Origin of the sequence: Algoriphagus locisalis, assembly GCF_900116615.1 — a bacterium.
Lineage (GTDB): Bacteria > Bacteroidota > Bacteroidia > Cytophagales > Cyclobacteriaceae > Algoriphagus > Algoriphagus locisalis.
Window position 1 is genome coordinate 158,752 of sequence record NZ_FPBF01000006.1, and the last position, 19,799, is coordinate 178,550.

At 41.4% G+C, this 19,799-nt stretch carries 14 protein-coding genes; 3 read left to right on the forward strand and 11 right to left on the reverse strand.

Annotated elements, in window-relative coordinates; all coding sequences use genetic code 11:
* Positions 1–19: 19 nt before the first annotated feature.
* From BM386_RS16780 to mutY, 5 genes are all read right to left on the reverse strand, one after another.
* On the reverse strand, positions 20–1,492 hold the full coding sequence (locus tag BM386_RS16780) for a glutamate synthase subunit beta (RefSeq protein WP_091696402.1): 1,473 nt from the start codon (positions 1,490–1,492) through the stop codon (positions 20–22).
* A 1-nt stretch (position 1,493) separates the two neighbouring features.
* The gene (gltB, locus tag BM386_RS16785) at positions 1,494–5,984 is read right to left on the reverse strand and encodes a glutamate synthase large subunit (protein ID WP_091696404.1); all 4,491 of its coding nucleotides are present in this window, start codon (positions 5,982–5,984) and stop codon (positions 1,494–1,496) included.
* A 393-nt stretch (positions 5,985–6,377) separates the two neighbouring features.
* Positions 6,378–7,727 carry a gliding motility-associated protein GldE gene (gldE, locus tag BM386_RS16790; protein ID WP_091696406.1) on the reverse strand — a complete coding sequence of 450 codons (1,350 nt, stop codon included), beginning with the start codon at positions 7,725–7,727 and terminating at the stop codon, positions 6,378–6,380.
* A 70-nt stretch (positions 7,728–7,797) separates the two neighbouring features.
* On the reverse strand, positions 7,798–8,268 hold the full coding sequence (locus BM386_RS16795) for a single-stranded DNA-binding protein (RefSeq protein WP_091696407.1): 471 nt from the start codon (positions 8,266–8,268) through the stop codon (positions 7,798–7,800).
* A gap of 46 nt (positions 8,269–8,314) precedes the next feature.
* The gene (gene mutY, locus BM386_RS16800) at positions 8,315–9,388 is read right to left on the reverse strand and encodes an A/G-specific adenine glycosylase (protein WP_091696409.1); all 1,074 of its coding nucleotides are present in this window, start codon (positions 9,386–9,388) and stop codon (positions 8,315–8,317) included.
* Between the two features lie 145 nt (positions 9,389–9,533).
* Between mutY and BM386_RS16805 the strand changes: the two genes are divergently transcribed.
* The 3 genes from BM386_RS16805 (at position 9,534) to BM386_RS16815 (ending at position 12,444) form a co-directional block, all read left to right on the forward strand.
* Entirely contained in the window at positions 9,534–9,842 is a 309-nt protein-coding gene (locus BM386_RS16805; protein ID WP_091696410.1) for an HU family DNA-binding protein, read from the forward strand.
* Positions 9,843–9,860: 18 nt separating this feature from the next.
* Positions 9,861–10,688 (forward strand): tetratricopeptide repeat protein, encoded by an 828-nt coding sequence (locus tag BM386_RS16810; RefSeq protein WP_091696412.1) that lies wholly within the window; start codon positions 9,861–9,863, stop codon positions 10,686–10,688.
* Between the two features lie 184 nt (positions 10,689–10,872).
* The gene (locus BM386_RS16815; protein WP_091696414.1) at positions 10,873–12,444 is read left to right on the forward strand and encodes an Rne/Rng family ribonuclease; all 1,572 of its coding nucleotides are present in this window, start codon (positions 10,873–10,875) and stop codon (positions 12,442–12,444) included.
* A gap of 150 nt (positions 12,445–12,594) precedes the next feature.
* Here the strand turns inward: BM386_RS16815 and BM386_RS16820 are convergent, their stop codons facing one another.
* The 6 genes from BM386_RS16820 to BM386_RS16845 all read right to left on the reverse strand — a co-directional run bounded on the left by BM386_RS16820 (position 12,595) and on the right by BM386_RS16845 (position 19,732).
* On the reverse strand, positions 12,595–13,713 hold the full coding sequence (locus BM386_RS16820; protein ID WP_091696416.1) for a DUF4221 family protein: 1,119 nt from the start codon (positions 13,711–13,713) through the stop codon (positions 12,595–12,597).
* A gap of 47 nt (positions 13,714–13,760) precedes the next feature.
* A complete protein-coding gene (locus BM386_RS16825; RefSeq protein WP_091696417.1) occupies positions 13,761–14,978 on the reverse strand; it encodes a hypothetical protein in 1,218 nt (405 codons plus the stop codon).
* 38 nt (positions 14,979–15,016) lie between these two features.
* Positions 15,017–15,769, reverse strand: a complete 753-nt coding sequence (locus BM386_RS16830) for a LytR/AlgR family response regulator transcription factor (protein WP_091696419.1) — start codon at positions 15,767–15,769, stop codon at positions 15,017–15,019.
* On the reverse strand, positions 15,766–16,839 hold the full coding sequence (locus BM386_RS16835; RefSeq protein WP_091696421.1) for a sensor histidine kinase: 1,074 nt from the start codon (positions 16,837–16,839) through the stop codon (positions 15,766–15,768). Before BM386_RS16835 ends, BM386_RS16830 begins: the two co-directional genes overlap by 4 nt.
* 76 nt (positions 16,840–16,915) lie before the next feature.
* Entirely contained in the window at positions 16,916–17,560 is a 645-nt protein-coding gene (locus BM386_RS16840) for a tetratricopeptide repeat protein (protein WP_091696422.1), read from the reverse strand.
* Positions 17,561–17,572: 12 nt separating this feature from the next.
* Positions 17,573–19,732 (reverse strand): TonB-dependent receptor, encoded by a 2,160-nt coding sequence (locus tag BM386_RS16845; RefSeq protein WP_091696424.1) that lies wholly within the window; start codon positions 19,730–19,732, stop codon positions 17,573–17,575.
* Between the last annotated feature and the right edge of the window lie 67 nt (positions 19,733–19,799).

Here is a 19,799-nt window from a genome sequence, read left to right on the forward strand (position 1 = left end):
TATTAGTGATAGGTTTCTTTTACTCTATTACTTCCTCTTCTACTTGAAAGAAAGACTCGTCTTTCTGCGGAAGATTTGATTCCCCCATTAGGTACTCATCTACTTTCACTGCGGCTTCTCTACCTTCAGAAATTGCCCAAACAACCAAAGATTGGCCTCTGCGCATATCTCCGGCAAGGAACACTTTGGAATTGGTGCTCTGATAATTTTTCGACTTAGGAAGGGTGTTCTCCATTGATTCAGCACCAAAAGCCTCAAGCAATCCATTCTGGGCAGGACCCGTGTAGCCAATTGCTAGAAATGCCAAATCACATGGAACAGTACGTTCAGTGCCAGCGATTTCTTCAAAGACCATACGTCCATCCTTGTGAACCCATTCCAAATCAACGAGTTTCAAGCCAGTCACCTGACCTTCCTCATTCACAATAAACTCTTTGGTGAGAATAGAGAAAACACGCTCAGCACCTTCTTCATGCGAACTAGAAGTACGCAAGGTCATTGGCCATTCTGGCCATGGGTTCAGTGTGTTTCTCTGCTGTGGAGGTTTAGGTAGGAGTTCAAGTTGAGTAATTGAAGCGGCTCCATGTCTATTTGAGGTACCAATGCAATCACTTCCTGTGTCTCCACCACCGATTACAATGACATGTTTTCCTTTGGCAGAAATTGGATTTTCTTTGATTTCACCTGAAACAACCTTGTTTTGCTGACCTAAGAATTCCATGGCAAAATGAACTCCCTTAGCCTCAGAACCTTTAATATTCAGTCCTCTCGGTTGCCCTGCTCCGGTGGAAAGTACTACGGCATCAAAATTTTTAAGGATATTTTCTGCCTTGATATTAAAACCAATTTCGGTTTCACAAGAGAAGATCACTCCTTCTTGTTTCATGAATTCGATGCGGCGGTCGATCACCCATTTTTCAAGCTTAAAATCTGGGATACCAAATCGAAGTAATCCTCCTGGCTTGGAGTCTTTTTCGAACACCGTCACCTCGTGACCAGCTTGGTTCAGCTGATCGGCCGCTGCAAGACCTGCCGGTCCAGAGCCAACTACCGCTACGGATTTGCCAGTTCTTTTCTTCGGAGGATTTGCTTTGATCAAGCCCAGTTCATAGGCTTTCTCAGCGATATTTTTTTCAATCAATTCGATCGCAACAGGGTCTTTATTAATACCTAAAACACAGCTTGCCTCGCATGGTGCTGGACAGATTCTTCCCGTGAATTCCGGGAAATTGTTTGTGCTTCGCAATATTTTAATCGCCTGCTCCCATTCGTTGTTGTAAACCGCATCGTTGAAATCCGGTATCACATTCCCAAGCGGGCAGCCACTATGGCAAAACGGCACACCGCAATCCATGCATCGTGCAGCCTGATTATTTAACTTCTCGCCACCAAATGGCTCATATATTTCCTTATAGTCACCTATTCTAGCTTTCGCGTCACGGGTAACCGGAGTTTCTCTTTTGAATTGAATAAATCCTTCTTTCGCTCCCATTTTACGCCAATGATTTTGATTGTTCTAATGCTCTTTTCTCTAATACTGCCTTGTAATCTCTAGGAATCACCTTGATGAATTTCTCTTTGTGACTATCCCAATCTTCAAGGAATTTAGTTGCTAGACCAGATTTGGTCAGCTTCACATGTCTTTTGAGGAAAGTCTTGATCGTGTTGAAATCCTCATTTTCCAGGTTGTCAATATCCACTAATTCTGGATTGATTTCTGTAATATATTCTTTCAGAATGTAGGCAATACCACCGCTCATTCCGGCAGCAAAGTTTCTTCCGATTTCACCAAGATTTACTACCAATCCTCCGGTCATATATTCACATCCGTGATCTCCGATTCCTTCCACTACAGTCTGAACTCCAGAATTTCGTACACAGAATCGTTCTCCACCTTTTCCGTTGATATATGCTTCACCAGAAGTAGCGCCATAAAATGCTACGTTACCGATGATGATGTTTTCTTCCGGAACGAACTTAGCGTTTCTGCTAGGGTAGATTATTAGTTTTCCTCCTGATAGACCTTTTCCAAAGTAATCATTTGCTTCCCCCTCTAGTTCAAAGTTTACTCCTTTGGTAAGGAATCCGCCGAAGGTTTGGCCTGCTGAACCAGTGAATTTGAAGTTAATGGTGTCTTCAGGGAGTCCTGGACTGCCGTATATTTTAGAGATCTCATTGGAAAGCATTGCTCCCACTGATCTGTCCGTATTTTTAATCTGAAAACTTCCAGAAGAGGCCATTGCTTGCTCTAACGAAGGAAGAGCAGCTTTAATCAATTGACGATCCAATACTCTCTTAAGCTCGAAATCCTGATCAATTTGCTTATGGATCCCAACGTGATCAGGAACTTCCACTTTGTGGAAAATAGGACTCAAGTCCACTTTATCCCATTTCCAGTGATTCAAGTGACCAGTTGATTGAAGGACGTTGCTTTGTCCTACCATCTCATCAATAGTTCGGAATCCAAGCGATGCCATGATTTCTCTCAAATCCTGGACAAGGAACTGGAAGTAATTTACCACATGATCAGGATCACCGGTAAATAATTTTCTCAGTTCAGGGTTTTGAGTTGCAATACCCACTGGACAGGTGTTCAGATGACATTTTCTCATCATGATACATCCTTCTACTACCAAGGCTGCAGTGGAAATTCCCCACTCTTCAGCGCCTAATAGCGTTGCAATCGCGAGATCACGACCGGTTCTAAGCTGTCCATCGGTTTGAAGAGTTACCCGGCTACGAAGGTTATTTTTCACCAAGGTCTGATGCGCCTCAGATAGTCCAAGCTCCCATGGCAATCCTGCGTGACGGATAGAGCTCAATGGAGATGCTCCGGTACCACCATCTGCTCCTGAGATAAGGATAACATCCGACATGGCTTTTGCCACCCCAGCTGCTACGGTTCCTACTCCAGCCTGTGATACAAGCTTGGTATTGATTCTAGCTTTTCTATTCGCATTTTTCAAATCGTAGATCAGCTGAGCCAAATCCTCGATTGAATAAATATCGTGATGAGGTGGAGGAGAAATCAAGCCTACTCCAGGAGTAGAATGCCTTACTCTTCCTATCCAATCATCAACTTTATGACCCGGAAGCTGTCCACCTTCACCAGGCTTGGCTCCTTGCGCCATTTTGATTTGAAGTTCTGCAGCGTTTGTCAGATAGTTACTCGTGACACCGAATCTACCTGAAGCTACTTGCTTGATCGCTGAGCGTTCCCAATCCCCATTTTCTTTTTTCTCAAAACGAATCTCATCTTCTCCTCCTTCTCCAGAGTTGCTTTTTGCGCCCATTCTGTTCATGGCTATTGCCAAAGTAGAGTGCGCTTCGTGAGAGATCGAACCAAATGACATCGCACCTGTTGCAAACCTTCGCATGATGGAAGATGCAGGCTCTACTTCGTCAATAGGAACTGTTATTCGCTTTTTGAATTCAAATAAGCCTCTCAAAGTCAAAGCATCCTTGCTTTGCTCGTTGATTTTAGCGGCAAATTTCTTATAAAGGCTATAATCGTTTAATCGAGTTGACTTCTGTAGTAGGTGGATAGTTTCAGGGTTGAACAGGTGTTTTTCACCTCTTCTTTTCCATTGATACACGCCACCTTGTTCTAGAATCGGGCTTTCTGTCTCGTAAGCCGCTCTATGGCGAATCAGCACTTCCTCAGCTAATTCGTCAAAGGAAATACCAGAGATTCTGGAGATCGTACCTTTGAAGCATCTATCGATTACTTCAGGACCTAAACCAATTGCTTCGAAAATCTGAGCACTTTGGTAAGACTGAAGCGTACTGATACCCATTTTAGAAAGGACCTTAAGTAGGCCTTTTCCGATTGCAGCTTGATAATTTGAGAATAGTTTCTTTTGGCTTTTGGCGTTTGGTAATTCACCTTTTTCAAACATTTCCAGTAACGACTCCAATGCCATGTATGGGTTGATCGCAGAAGCTCCATATCCAATTGCTGTTGCAAAGTGGTGAGTCTCCCGGATGTCACCAGATTCCAGTACCAAGCCAGCACTTGTTCTGATTTTCTTTTTCACCAAGTGATGATGAACTGCCCCTATGGCAAGTAAAGAAGGGATCGGTGCGTATTCCTCATTGCTGTTGCGGTCAGAAATAATGATTACATTTTTCCCTTCGCTGATAGCCTTCTCAGCATCGTCACAAATTTTGTCCAGTGCTTCCAAAAGTCGTCCAGGCTTATGATCTGCTACAAAAAGACTCGTAAGTGTGGCACATCTATAACCCTGACCTTCCATGTTTTTGACTTTCTCCAAGTCCTCGTTAAGGAGAACTGGTTGAGAAATATGGATCTGGCGTGTATGTTTTGGACTTTCTTCCAAAATATTCTGTCCCACACCCAGGCGGGTGAAAAGAGACATGACCAATCGCTCACGGATCGGGTCAATCGGCGGATTACTTACTTGAGCAAATAGCTGTTTGAAGTAATTGGCAATATGTTGACTTTCTTTGGATAGAACAGCTAGCGGGGTATCGGCTCCCATAGAACCAATAGCTTCATAGGCAGTATCTCCCATAGGACTTAATACTACTTTCAGTTCTTCAGAAGTATAGCCAAAGATTGTTTGCTGCTTCTTAATATTCTCAATAGAATAAGGGTGTTCCAGTTTTTTTGGATCATCTTCCAAGCGAAGTTTGATTCGCTGATCGGCTACCCACTGCTCATAAGGTTGCTTACGGCAAATTTCACCTTTCACTTCCTCGTCAAAGACCACCCGGCCTTTTTCCAAATCTGCCCAAATCATTCTTCCTGGACTAATACGGCCTTTTTCTAATATTGTAGCTTCACGAATAGGCAATGCGCCAGCTTCGGAAGATAGGATAAGCCGTTGATCTTTTGTGATGAAATACCTAAGTGGACGAAGTCCGTTTCTATCCAATGTCGCTCCTACAGATTTTCCATCTGTAAATAGCAAAGCTGCAGGTCCATCCCATGGCTCAACTAGTGAAGCGTGGAATTTATAGAATGATTTTCTATCACGATCCATCACCTCATTATCCTGCCAAGCTTCCGGCACGAGCATCATCATCGCATGTGGAAGAGATCTACCGCTCAAAGTCAGTAGTTCTACCATCGCGTCAAGATTCGCCGAATCCGACTTTTGCTTATCAGTAATAGGCATCAACCTGGAAAGCTCCTCATCGGTGAAATACTTCGATTTCATGAGGTTTTCCTTTGACTTCATCTTATTTAGATTCCCCTTGATGGTATTGATTTCACCATTGTGAGAAAGAAAACGGAATGGTTGTGCTAGTCTCCAGTTTGGAAACGTATTTGTAGAAAATCGGGAGTGGACTATTGCAAATGCAGAGCCAATACGCGGATTCTGCAAATCCTTATAGAAAGCCAATACCTGGTCAGTTCTTAGCTGACCTTTATAGATAAGTGTTTGGCTACTTAAGCTGGCGAAATAGAATGATTGATTTACTCCAGGAATCTTGGTGTTGATTTCCGAAGTAGAATAGTTTCTTAATACATATAGCTTACGCTCTAGCTCAATACCAGTGAGTCCTTTCTTATGCTTTACAAAGAGTTGCTCAATATTTGGCATCACTTCCAGCGCCCCAGAGCCTGGAACTGTCTCATCTACTGGAACAGACCGATAACCGATCAACTCAAAGTCCAACTCTTCAATCAGCTGATTGAGAAGTTCTTTTGATTTGTGGAATAGCTGTTTATTCTTTGGAAAGAAAGTCATTCCCACACCGTAATATCCAGCTTCTGGAAGTTCTATCTCTGTACGCGCAGTGATATCCTTTAGGAACTGATGTGGTACCTGTATTAATATGCCCGCTCCATCGCCAGATTTAGGATCTGCTCCACGTCCGCCACGGTGCTCCATATTGCTCAGCATATATAAGGCATCGCTAATCGTCTCATGTGAGGGAACTGCGCTCAGATCGACAACCGCACCTATACCGCAGGAGTCATGCTCAAACTCCGATCGATACAAACCTTCTTGCATTTTTATAGAATTTATTAGGTTCAAAATTTCCAAAAATTACAGAAAAAAATTGTCCTATTAAAATTACGGCAACAAAACGGCTGCTTTAGTGCCTTATTTTTTATGGAATTTGACTTTTTTAAAATTTTGGCAATTAACTTTTTGGTGTGAAAAACTGACAAGGGCAGAAAAAATTATAGCAGTATTTGAAGAAATAGGGTAGATTTCTATTCAAATCCGAAAAAAAATGTGAGAATTCTAGAATTCGGGGATGTTGATAAAATCTATTAAAAAAATTAAAATTATTTTCCGCGAAATTTTCTATTGACTCTTCATAACAGAGATCAAAAGATAAAGGAAAGAATATTGTTCTGTAAAATCTATGAAACTAAGAATATTATAAAGCCTTGTTTTTCAGTCAGTATGAGGGCCAAGCGAATCTTTGTCTAAAGAATTGATGTGGACTTTCACCTTTTTGATTTTCTTGGAATCTACTGCCAAGATTGTAAACTCGAAATCCTCAAACTTTATCTTCGTCCCATTCTTTGGCAACTTGGAATTGAGTTCCAAAAGTAAGCCTCCAAGGGATTCACTTTCGCCTTTTACTTCTTCAAAAATCTGCCCGTCTAATTCCAGCTTTTTGCAGAAATCATTTAATGAAACTTTACCTTCAAAAATGAAAGTGGCAGGGTCTATCTCCTGAAAGAAGATATCGTCGTGATCGTCAAATTCATCGTTGATTTCCCCGATGATTTCTTCGATCAAATCCTCTAATGTGACCAGTCCCGAAGTTCCACCATACTCATCCACCACGATGGCCATGTGTACCCGCTTTAATTGAAAATCCTTCAATAAGGTATCTACTTTCTTGTTTTCCGGCACAAAGAAGCTTTTGCGAATCAATTCATTCCAAGCAAAATCCTCGTCTCTTTCTATGTACGGAAGCAGGTCTTTGATGTAGAGTATCCCTTGAATATTATCGATCGTTTCTTCATAAACCGGGATTCTGGAATAGCCGCTTTTGTTAATTTTATCCATCAACTCATGGAAGTCAATCTCCATATCGACCGCTGTTATGTCCATGCGGCTCTGCATCACCTGCTTTACGGTAAGTGTACCAAAATTTACGATGCCCCTCAAGATCTCCCGCTCTTCATTAGGTGCATCTTCAGTGGTCAGGTCTAAGGCTTGATTAAGCTCATTTACAGAAAGGGAATAGCCTTTTTTCTCTATTCGCTTTTCGAGCAAGTTGCTAAAAGCCATCAAAAACCTAGAGAAAGGTCTGAGGATCGTAGAGAAAAAGCTAATGCTCGGGGCCATGATGAGACTGAACTCCACCTTGGCTTTATTGGCATATACTTTAGGCACTATTTCACCGAAAAAAACAATTGCGAAGGTGACACCAATGGTCTGTACCAGAATTATGATTATGCCAGTTGCGTTTTGCCCAAAAATCGACCAAGCCACAAACGTAGTCAATGTCACAATACCAATATTGATCAGGTTGTTGAGAATCAAGATGGTGCTGAGCAGGTTTTTTGGCGTTTCTACCAGGTTGAGTACCTTTTTGCCTCTGGGAGTATTTTCCTCTTCAATATTCCCTAAGTCTTCATTGGACAGGGAAAAAAAAGCTACCTCTGAACCAGAAACTAAGGCAGAGCCGATTAATAAGAGTATAAAAAGCAATCCATTTAGAATCAGATAACTTACCGATGGTAAACTAATCTGAGCGAGTAAATGGTAACTCGGGTAGGGATCGTCCATGTATTAAACCGCAAAGGTTAATGCAAAATTAAAAAATTCCCCTGAAAATAGCTTCCAGGGGAATAGATTATTAAAATGGCAGATCATCATCTTCTGTATCTGAAACCATTTCCTGTGCTTTTGGTGCCGCAGAAGGCGCTGCTGATGCAGGTTTTTGCTGTGTTGATTGCTGAGGTGCTCCCTGAGCTCCAGCACTTGATGCACCATCTGGTTTACTACCTAGCATAGTGAAACTTAGTACTCTAATCCTTGTTCTGTAGCGATTTTGACCTTGATCATCCTGCCAGCTATCTGTTTTAATTTTTCCTTCTACATAAATCTGGCTTCCTTTTTTAAGGTATTGCTCAGCGATTTTAGCCTGTGCACCCCACATTTCAAGGTCATGCCATTCGGTTTGCTCTACGCGCTCGCCGTTTCTATTTTTATAAGCTTCAGTCGTTGCAAGCCGAAGATTTGCAACTGTGTTGTCGCCTTCCAAATACTTTACTTCTGGGTCGGCCCCGAGATTGCCTACTAGAATTACTTTATTTACTCCTGCCATAATAAGTTTAATTTAAGATTGAAAAAGTCTAACAGCTTGAAGGTACTCAAATCCCTTGATCGTTCAAAAAGTTTACGATCAACTTTGGTTTGGCTAGGTATTCGATTTTATCCTCCGCTACCAGCATAAACCCTTCGTTTTCGCACCAGGCTTCAAGTTCAACCAAATTTTCTTTTTCTATCTCCACTTCTGAGAAAACAGCATTTAGTCGTTGGTGGGACAATATGTGTCGGTATTTTTTGGGAAAAGGATGGATTTGTTCTTTGGAAGATGATGGAATTTCGATTGTGCGCTTTTTAATATCATTAGTTGACTCTTCCTGCGGGAAATCAAAAAGCCCTTCCCAGATGTCACCTGAAGTCCTTTTTTTCCACACCCATTTCTCCCCACACTTAATTACATAATAGTGGAAATGACGTTCTTTAATCTTCACTTTATTGATCTTCAGGGGTAGATCCGCCACCATATTATATAGGAGTGCAAAACAGGAGGATTTAAGAGGGCAGGTTTCACATCCTGGACTTTTGGGAGTGCATAGTCTAGCGCCAAAATCCATCATAGCTTGGTTGAATTCTCCGGGTTGATCTTTTGGGATAACCTGGTTTGCAAGTGCTTCAAACTCCTTCTTGGCTTTTGAACTTGCGATGTCTGTCTCTATTCCGAAGTAGCGAGAGAGTACACGGAATACATTTCCATCCACCACGGCTTTCACTTCTCCATATGCAAAGCTGGCAATTGCAGCTGCAGTGTAGCTACCGACACCTTTCAGCTTCAGGAGTTCGTCATAGGTTTTTGGAAAAACACCGTCCATATCAAACCAGATACTTTTTGCGCAAGCATGGAGATTTCTCGCCCTGCTGTAATATCCTAATCCCTGCCAGAGTCTCAGCACTTCTTCTTCCGGTGCCAAAGCCAGATCTTTTACAGTGGGATAAGTCTCCACAAATGCGTAATAATACGGTAACCCCTGAGCGACCCGTGTCTGCTGAAGAATGATCTCAGAGAGCCAAATTTTGTATGGATCATGCGTACCTCTCCATGGTAATTCTCTTGGATTTTCTTGATACCAAGTTAGTATTTGATGCGAAAAAGCCTGATATTCAGTGGTTTTGTGGGGCATAGTCAATTAGTGTCTAACATACAAATCAAGCTAATTTTTATGAATTTGTTTTTTAATTGCAATGGTTCTCGTACATTTGCAGTCCCAAAAACACTTGGTTAATAGGTTGTTAAGCTTATTTCGTAATTTCTAAATTAATATTACAGTGACTAAAGCAGAAGTAATCACTAAGATTTCGGACAAAACAGGAATCCAAAAGGATGATGTGACACAAGCCATTGAGGCGTTCTTCAAAGTAGTGAAGGATTCAATGTCCGAAGGAGACAACATCTACGTGAGAGGATTTGGTAGCTTCATCAATAAGAAGAGAGCTAAAAAAATCGCACGAAACATCTCCAAAAACACAGCAATCGTAATCGACGAGCATTACATTCCGGCTTTCAAGCCGTCTAAAGTATTCGTAGAGAAGATTAAGAACAGCAAAAAAATCAAGGAACTAGCACCCCAAGACTAAATCTAGGGAGCTTTTGACATGAAAAGATCTCAGATCATACTTATCGCAATAGGAGTCATCACAGTCGGAGGACTGTATGCACTTCCTAGCGTGGTAGTGGACAACGAAAGCAAGGCAGATGGAGTTTCACAAGAAAATTCATCCACTTCTACCACATCCACTGATCCCGTAGCGATGCATGAAACTGAGCTAAGTCCTGACCAGAAACTTCAGATAAATACGCTGAAACTTCAGATCGCAGAGAATTCTTCGAAAGAAGGCGTAAAATCTTCCACGGAAGAGATTGCTGCGATTTACCAGGAACTTGGGAAGTACGATAGTGCAGGATATTATCTTAGTTTGGCGGCTGATCAGCAGTCGGACCTGGAACTAGCCGAAAAAGCAGGAAATGCCTTTTATGAGGCGTTCAGCTTTGCGCTGGATCCAGAGAAAGTAACCTACACTGCCGAACAGACCCGAAAGTATTTAAACCAGGTGCTGGATAATGATCCCACCCGCTTGGATTTGAAAACCAAGGTAGCGATGACTTATGTGTCCTCGTCCAACCCAATGCAAGGAATCACGATGCTCAGAGAAATCCTCGAGCAGGATCCGCAAAATGAGGACGGGCTGTTCAACATGGGCGTGCTATCTATGCAATCAGGCCAGTATAAGCGTGCCATTGAAAGATTCGAAGAATTAGTCCAATATCACCCGGACAACCTTCAGGGGCAGTTTTATCTGGCAGTGAGCTATTTCGAAGCCAAGCAAAACAACAAAGCGAAAGCCCAGTTTGAGAAAGTAAAAACGATGACTCAGGATGAAATGATCCTAGGTAGCATCGAAACCTATCTCGACAAGCTATAAATTATTTGTATCACTACTAAATCCAAAGACTATGCCTTGCGGAAAGAAAAGAAAAAGACATAAGATCGCTACGCACAAGCGTAAGAAGAGACTAAGAAAAAACAGACATAAGAAGAAGTAATACACTTCTTCTTATTGACATTTGAGTAAAACGTTCATTTACATAGTATAATAAGACGAGATTTTGAGTACGGAATTGTTAATCGATTCTGCTCAAAACGGAAGTCGAATTGCCCTCCTTCAAGACAAGAGCCTGGTTGAGTTGCATTCCGAAGGGATGGACAACTCTTTTAAAGTTGGGGATATTTATCTCGGTACGGTCCGCAAAATCGTCAATGGGCTCAATGCAGCCTTCATCGACGTAGGTTATGAGAAAGACGCCTTTCTTCATTACCAGGACCTCGGGGCAAATTTCAACAGCCTGACGAAGTTCACCAAAATGGTGCGCAACAACAACTACGGCAATTACAATTTGAAGGGTTTTGAGAACGAACCTGAAATAGACAAGATTGGGAAAATATCCAATCCGCTGTCCAAAAATCAACAGATTTTAGTTCAGGTCGTCAAAGAACCCATCTCTACGAAGGGGCCTCGACTATCCTGTGAGCTCTCTCTACCAGGTCGCTACCTCGTGCTAGTACCTTTTTCAGATTCGGTAAACGTCTCTAAGAAGATCCGAAGCAATGAGGAAAGAAGACGTCTCCTGAGACTCATCAATTCTATCAAGCCAGCCAATTTCGGAGTAATCATCCGTACAGTGGCAGAAGGTCAGTCCGTTAGTGACTTAGATAAGGACCTTCGAAATCTTCTCACTAGCTGGGAAGAAGGCATGGGCAAATTGCTGAAAGCCAAGAGTCGCGACAAGATTATTGGAGAGATGAGCATGGCTTCCTCACTAGTGAGAGACCTGCTCAACGAATCATTCGACGCAATCACCGTAGAAGAAGAATCTACTTACGATCAGATCAGATCCTACATCAGGAATATAGCTCCTGAAAAAGAAAAAATTGTAAAGCTTTACAATGGTAAAGCCAAGCTATTTGAAAATTTTGGAATAGAAAAGCAGATCAAAAGCCTGTTTGGACAGACGGTCAGCCTTCCGCAAGGAGGGTATGTGATCATCGAGCATACAGAAGCCCTGCACGTCATCGACGTGAACAGTGGTAACAAGTCCAACCAGGAAAGTGACCAGGAATCGACGGCATTGAAAACCAATCTGGTCGCTGCTAAAGAAATTGGCAGACAGCTCCGCCTCCGGGATATGGGAGGAATAATCGTGGTCGATTTTATCGACATGAAGAAGGCCGAGAATAAAAAGGCCATCTACGAAGCGATGAAGGACGAGCTTAAGTTTGACAGGTCTAAGCATACTGTTTTGCCGCTGAGCAAATTTGGGCTCATGCAGATCACCAGACAGCGAGTAAGGCCTGAGGTCAATATTGTGACCAAAGAGACTTGCCCGGCTTGCAATGGCACCGGCAAAATACAAGCGTCTATCTTGATAGCTGATAAGCTGGAAAAAGACGTGGATCATATTGCTACTATCCAGAATGTGAGTAAAATACAAATTGGGCTGCATCCCTACCTGCACGCATACTTTACGACTGGCATTATTAGCCGAAGAGTGAAGTGGTTTTTCAAGTATAATAAGTGGATAAAACTGATCAAAGATTCTTCCCTACCCGTGACGGAATACAGATTCTTAGATGAATCTGGAGAGGAAATCGAACTACAAGTAAAAAGCGAGACTGAATAGTCTCGCTTTTTTTATGAGAATTTTTGAAAGGGTTTTAACCGCGGAGGCCGCAAAGGTTTCGCAGAGGACGCAATTCCTAGATTTGGTTCAAGTCTGTTGACTTGGACCTACACAAATGCAGTCTTCAGACTGCCGTTTAACGTTGTAGCGTTATTCTAAAGAATTGATCTTTGAGAAATCTAGAATTATATATGCTGTCTCGTCATCAGTTGTTTCAGAATAAAGACTCAAAGCATATCCTCTAGGAGTATTGAACCCATACTGCCCCATTTCTTCTCGGTCAAATTCTAGTTCCGCCTCGCGATTCAACACCTCATCAAAAACCAGCAAACGATTCCTCTCCTGTTCCATATTTTCCTGTGTAGGACCTTTTACTCTTACCCATCGTAGTATCTTTTTTGCATGTGTATCATGATCAAGGCCATTGTACTTGCTACTGGAATGGTCAGGTTGAAAGACAATATATTCTCCGCTAGGAACTGTAGTTCCTCTTTTAAACTCTAGTGATTCAGTTGTTCCTGCCCATTTCCAGGTTTGCTTACCATTTTTCACCACAGCGATGGAGTCAGATATAGCAAATCCAATCAGATGTTCACCGCTAGTAGGAAGATAAACATGGCTGAACAGGCCCAATTGGTCATCATTAAGATATTCGGTAATGGCTTTTGGATAGGAGAAATTGAAATGTGAAAAAGCATCGGATTCTGTGTTGAAAACCATCCCCCATTTATCGTAGCCTTCAAGCCCTTCCACAAAAACATAGGGTATATCCACAAATGAGAGCTCAGCACCAGATTTTCGAACTCTGTTAAATCCTGCCGACGAATAGTTAGCATACATCCTCTCTTCGCTGACTTTTGGGAAATCCCATCTACTAATTACATTTCCTTCAAAATCACACTGAATCAATTCTTTTTGTTGAGATAGGATATACAAACTATTCTTGTCTATATATGAGCCTGTTAAAAAAGAGCCTATTCCATCCGGGCCCTCGATTTCATAGTTTTGCTTTTTCAATTGCTTTCCTTCCGGGTAGCTGAAAACTAATAAATTATGGTTTAAGAAAGTGACTAGAACTTCACCAGAATCAGTTTTGTAATAACTGAAGTTATCACTCAAATTTTTGGTAAGCGTATCCTTTTCCAAATACAGGGTATCTACAATCAATTCCTTTAAATCGAGTATTTCAACCTCTTTTTCAGATTTTGGTGAACAGGAAATCCCCAATGAATTTATAATTATATAACTAAGAAAAGTCAACTTTCTCATGGACAGGTAAATTAGATTTTTTAAATTAAAGAATTCGGAGCAAAAAATTACCGTTTTATAAACTCAAACTGTGCCCAGTGGTCTAGCTTGATGAGCTCAGCCTGATTGTCGATAAAGCCATATTCCAGTAGGAGTTTTTCTATACGAATGCTATGCAGACCTTCCTCCAAGTTTGAAATATCTATGTTCGTTTGATAAATTTTTTGCTTGGTGTTACTTAATCTGTGTTTGGACCAAGAATCTACTTTTACCAGTTTTTCATCAATATAGATTCTATGGAGATCTGCTGTCTCTTGAAGAGGCTTCCATTGCAGAGAATCAAGGTGTTGGGCAAAATCTGTATTGAGTTCACTGATAATCTTGCCATCCCCTTCATATCTTGCAATTCCTAATCGCAGATATTCGTCGTTTATTTCCTCAGAAGGAATGAATGCCCTAGGAAATCTATTGTTTGCCTCGTGGTTATTTTCAAAGTGCAGGGATTTTGCCGGCCATTCTATCTCTTTCTCAATTAGGTTACGGTCATTTCTAAACATAGTAAAATCCTCTATGTCTGAGAAAATGCTGGGTAGGGAAAGGACGAATATTGAGATTCCATAGAATACTGCAGTCCATTTTCCCAGGTTACTTTGGTAAATAGCAGAGACGGAACTCAGCAAACTCTCGGAATACCAAGTTTTGAATTTTGTCCTCTTTTTGCCTAAAATCAATATCCCTATAAATACCAGGCTGATCACAAATACCAAGGAAATGATGAACAGGTTGAGATTCAGCCAAGAATAAAGACCGATCAGTATCCCCAAATAAACAGTGAGGCCTAAAAACACCAAAACCAAAGACACGGGATACGCAAAGGTCATGCTGCAGATTTTTTCCAATTTCAAAACCATTTCAGCGGGATTTTGATATCGATAATCTTGAGCCATTTTGAAAAGGTTCTTATTGATGACTCCTTGGGGGTAGGCATAGCTCAAACCCAATAAACCAGCCCATACAAAGCGCAGACATAAATGGACTACAAAGAATATTTTGAAAACGGAGACAACGGTAGTTAGATACAATAGCACTAAAGTGCTAGGTAAGTATCCCATGCCAACTTCCTGAATAAGGTAAATTGAGAATTCATAAATCTTTGCCGGGAATACGAACAAAAATGCTAACGTAATACCGGAAATTATCACTTCCGGCTCCCAACTGTTACGCTGCAGATTTTCGAGCCAGGTCAGCTCTTCTTGTTTTCTATTATAATCTGTGCCGTTATTCATCACCCAAAAAATACATCAGAAAATCGATTTATCTAAATTTACTGGTCTAACCAAGATTTGAAATCAGTTACTTTTTCCCGGCTTACCAAAATATCTTTATCACCACAATTTTTCAAAGTCACCTTCAACCGACTATTCGAGTAGGAGAAAACTTCATCTATTGCATCCAGACTACTTAGGTATTTTCTGTTCAATCGGAAGAAACTTGCCGGATTGACTAGGGATTCGGTCTGTTCCAAAGTACCCTCAAGTACAAATTTTTTTCCTTCGAATGTCTGGAGAAAAGTAATGCGTTCCTCGCTTGAGAAATATGAAATTTCACTGACCGATATACTCTGAATTTTCTCCCCATATCGAACCAAAAATCTCGATTTGTATGCTGATTTAGTCGGGTTCAGCAGGCTTTTCAATACATCCAATTCAATAGTAGATCGAATCTGACTGTTTTTAAACTTATCCACAGCTCTGGCTAGATCTACTGGATCGATTGGTTTCAAAAGGTAATCTACAGCATTCACCTGAAAAGCTTTAATCGCATATTGATCAAATGCTGTGGTGAAAATTATTGGTGTGGATAACCTGATTTTTTCAAAAATTTCAAAACTTAGTCCATCCGCCAGCTGAATGTCACAGAAGATTAAATCTGGCGCTGAATTTTGTTGAAACCAAGTAATAGAAGTGGAAATGCTGTCAAGATTTCCTATTAGTTCAGCCTCAGGAAAATGCTTCTTAATCTGCATTTTAAGCAAATTAGCAGCTGGTTTTTCATCTTCAATAATTAAAATCCTCATGTGGAAAACTCTAGAATAGGTAGCTTAACTAAAAACTCATCTTCTGTTTGAATGACTTCAATGTTTTTGTCAGAAAGTAGTTGATATCTCATTTTTATATTGTTCAAACCTACTCCTGTCGAAGGCTCCGATTGACTGGATTTGGGTTGATAGGTATTGCTCACCCACAAATCATTTTCCTTCCGGTAGATGTGGATAAATAAGGGTTCACTTTGGCTTACTATGTTGTGTTTGATCGCATTTTCTAGGAGGAGCTGCAGGGAAAGTGGGGGTATTTCCCCATTTTGATTGCCGATTTCCAAAGAATACACCAAGCTATCCTCAAATCTAATTTTTTGTAACTCTAGGTAATTTTCTGCAAAGCTCACTTCCATTTTCAATGAAATTAATTCCTCCTTTTGGGCCTCTAACACGTAGCGATAAATACGGGATAACTTCTGAATGAATTCTGCTGATTTATCGGCATTTTCAAAGACAAGACTGGAAAGAACATTCAGGGAATTGAAAAGAAAGTGAGGATTTAACTGATCCTTCAATGACTGGTACTGACTAGCTAATTTTTCATTGCGCAGAATCTCTGCCTCTATAGCAGACTTTCTCCATTCCAAGAGCCAAGATCGAGTGGTAAACAGAGCCATAAAACCCAGCGCAATCCACATGGGCATAAGTGCGTATTCAAAAAGAGTGGTAAAAGGAATGTTATCCAGTGTGAAGTTTCCTTGCAACCAAGAGTAGAGAAAGACCAGGCTATAAGAAACCAGAAATGCATAGCTCATGTAGGTCACACTAGTCAAAAGGAGTCTTTTAGCTGGATGATGAATCCATGAGATTCGTTGGTCATAGAAATTCTCCACAGCATTGCCGCCGTAGCTCATGGCGATCGTGATGGATAATGAAAATAGAAAATCTGGAATCATACTTTTGATTCCCTGCCAACTCAAAAAGCATTTTGGGCAGAAATACAGCATCAGGACAGTTACAATTCCTAAGTTGATGATAAGAAAGCTTGGAATAGTACTCCAGATTCCTCCTTTCTTTCCGCAAGGCCCTATGGGTTTGGCTTTTGACATAATGGGAAATTAATTAAAAAGAGTCAATTCCTCCCTCCCTAAATGAGTGAAAGGAATTAACTTCTTTTTCTTTGGTTTAATTGCATTTTGAGGCTACTTCATCCGCTTGAGATTTACCCCAAGTAGGGAGGATGTAGTCCTTTGTCACCTTTTCCGTTTCTTTTTTAAATAAGTCCAAACCCATTCTAGCCATTCCGCAAGCTTTCTCTGGCCCCGTTCCGAAAAACTGCGCCATTCCAAGCTCCATCTGTGCCATAAGCGTCACTGCTCTTGGGTTTTCTCGATCCAGGTTGATTGCTTTTCCGAATAGCTGCATCGCTTGTGGGCTCATTGACTGACCTCTGCTGCCTGGGTCGAGAGAAATTTTTCCCATCAATATGTAACCGTGGAGCGCAGTGATTTCAGAATTTTCTGGTGCGATTTTTTCTGCCTTTTTTACCAGTTCTAAAGCCTCATCCAGTGTTTTGTCTTTTTCTATATCGAATCGAAAAACTGCTTCTGTTTTCAATAAAGCTGCATAATAGTAGGGTAACCACTCTGTCTCTGTGGCCTCCGCAATTCTCAGAAAACCGTTTGTTACAGCTTGAGATTCTTCAAAGGTTGCGATTGTGTTTTTTGCTTCCAGTTGTTTTTGCATGGCGGCGATGAAGGCTGGATCAGATGCTTGCGCAAAGGCGATCCAAAGCAGGACAAAGGCCAATGTTAAAATTGATTTTTTCATGATTTCTGATGGTTATAGGTTGTTTAAATTATTTGCTGTCTTGTCTTTAGAGAGGGTCAGGAAGATTCCCAAAAACAGGAATCTCGGTGCCACTTGGCCTTGGGGAATGGATGCGAAAACCCCTTCTGTATTGGTTTTAGGACTGAATGTATAGCCAAATACATTGTCTCTTCCCAGCACATTGGTACAAGCCAAGTGAATAATCAGATTTGGCTTTGGTAGATAGCTCCAGGAAAGGCTGAGATTCTGGAAACTTTTGGTTTTGGCATTCATTTCAGTGTTATCCAAGTTCGGGTCTGTGTAACTGTAGCCGTCGTTGTAGCTGAAGGAAGCACCGATTTGTGAATTCAAGGGGACTATAAAGTGCTTGACTACTACGGAGAGATTATGCTTTGGAGCAAAACTCGGCTGGACTTCGGTTTTGTATTGGTTGAAAGATCTCTTGCTATCTACAAAGCTGTATGTGATCCAGTAATCTGTGTTTTTGAAGGTCTCACGGTCACGAAAGAAGAAATCAATTCCTTTAGCGTAGCCTGATCCATCATTCTTTAATCCTTCCGGACTGTCTGGTAATCCTTCAAAAGTGACTAGCTGGTCGTATGACTTGTAGAATGTCTCTGCTCTGAAGGTAAATCCCTCCTTTGAAAAGAGGTAGTTTAAAATGAGATGATTAGACTCTGAGTTTTCTAGATCGGTATTCAAAACGCGGAAGTTTTCCACAGGCAATTGATGAAAGCTACCCGCAGCAAATGATAACTGACCTTTATCGCTGAGTTGATAGGCTACAGAGAATCTAGGATCTAGCCATTTTTCTTCCGAAACTGTGCTAGTGCCAGCTCGTAGTCCACCGCGAAATACAAGATCCTTATTCAGATAGTAATCCCATTCCGTAAACAAATACGTCTCATGATCGTCAAAATCCCTTTCCCAGCCTTCTTTCACCAGTTTTTCAGCGTAGGGATGGATAAAGTGTTCTGCGCCGAATTTCGCTGACAAGCGATCTGAAAAGTCCTTAGTCGCAGTGCCTTTGAAATGAGCCAGTTCACTTTTTCGCTCGATGATTAGGCTATCATAGGCAAGATTGTCGAAGTTTTTAGAATAGGATATTCCTGCAAAAACTATCCAGTCATTCTTCAAAGCCGTTCTCCAATTTGCCTGAGCATAGGTATAGTCATTTTTAAGATCTACCAGAACCTTGTTTTCAGTACCTGGAAGTGGCTGCCAAAGACTCATTCCACCCGACTCAGTTCTTGCCATTACCTTTAGCAGTCCATTTTCACCAACTTTTTTTTGCGCAGCAAGCTCCATATCCCATCCGTGTGGAGCGGAATCAAAATCAATCTCTTGTTTGATAAGACCTTGGTAAGGGCCGAGGTTAAAATAGTTGGCGGAAGCGGTGATGCTTTGTTTTTCATTGGCAAGCGTATGCGAATAACCTCCTCCAATACTCATCACGCTTAAATCTCCTTGGCTTCTGACGGATAGATCTTTTGTGTTCAAGGCTAAAGCAGAGGAAAGTGCCTGACCATATTCCGCCGAATAGCCTCCAGTGCTGAAGAATGTGCCTTTGAACAAATTGGGATTAAAGCGAGTACGGGTTGGAACATTCCCTGTTGTAGTGCCATAGGCATTTCCGACGCGCATTCCATCAATGTATATTCCTACCTCGCTGGCATCTCCACCGCGAACGAAAAGACGCCCGTCGTTTCCTACGGTGCTAGTGCCTGGAAGCGTCTGAAAAGCTCCCATTATATCACCCATTGCACTTGGGGTGGTTACGATATCGAGTGGTTTGAGTATGACAGATTTGCTTGCGTCAGAAGCTTCCATGGCTCCGGCAGAAATAGTCACAGCATTCATATCAGTGATTTCTTCGATCAGGCGAATTGGCTGTATTTTCAGAGCATTTTGATCCAGAGAAATAGTGAGCTCTTGAGTTTTGAAGCCCAAAAACTTAAAAATTAAAACCTGTTCACCTGTTAGAGAGGTTTCAAATTGGTAAGTACCATCCTGCTCACTAGTCGCTCCATCAAAACTCCCTTTGAGCTGGACATTGGCTCCGGGAAGTGGCAATCCCTTTTCGTCCAGTACCTTTCCCTGGATTCTTGCTTGCGCAAAAGCTTGGGTTTGTATAAGAGTAAAAGTGATAAAAAGTAGCAGTCGTAGATTCATTTCGATTAAGATTTGAATCAAAAGTGCATGAGTTGCCGCACTGAAAAAATTATAGCTTACTGAAGTG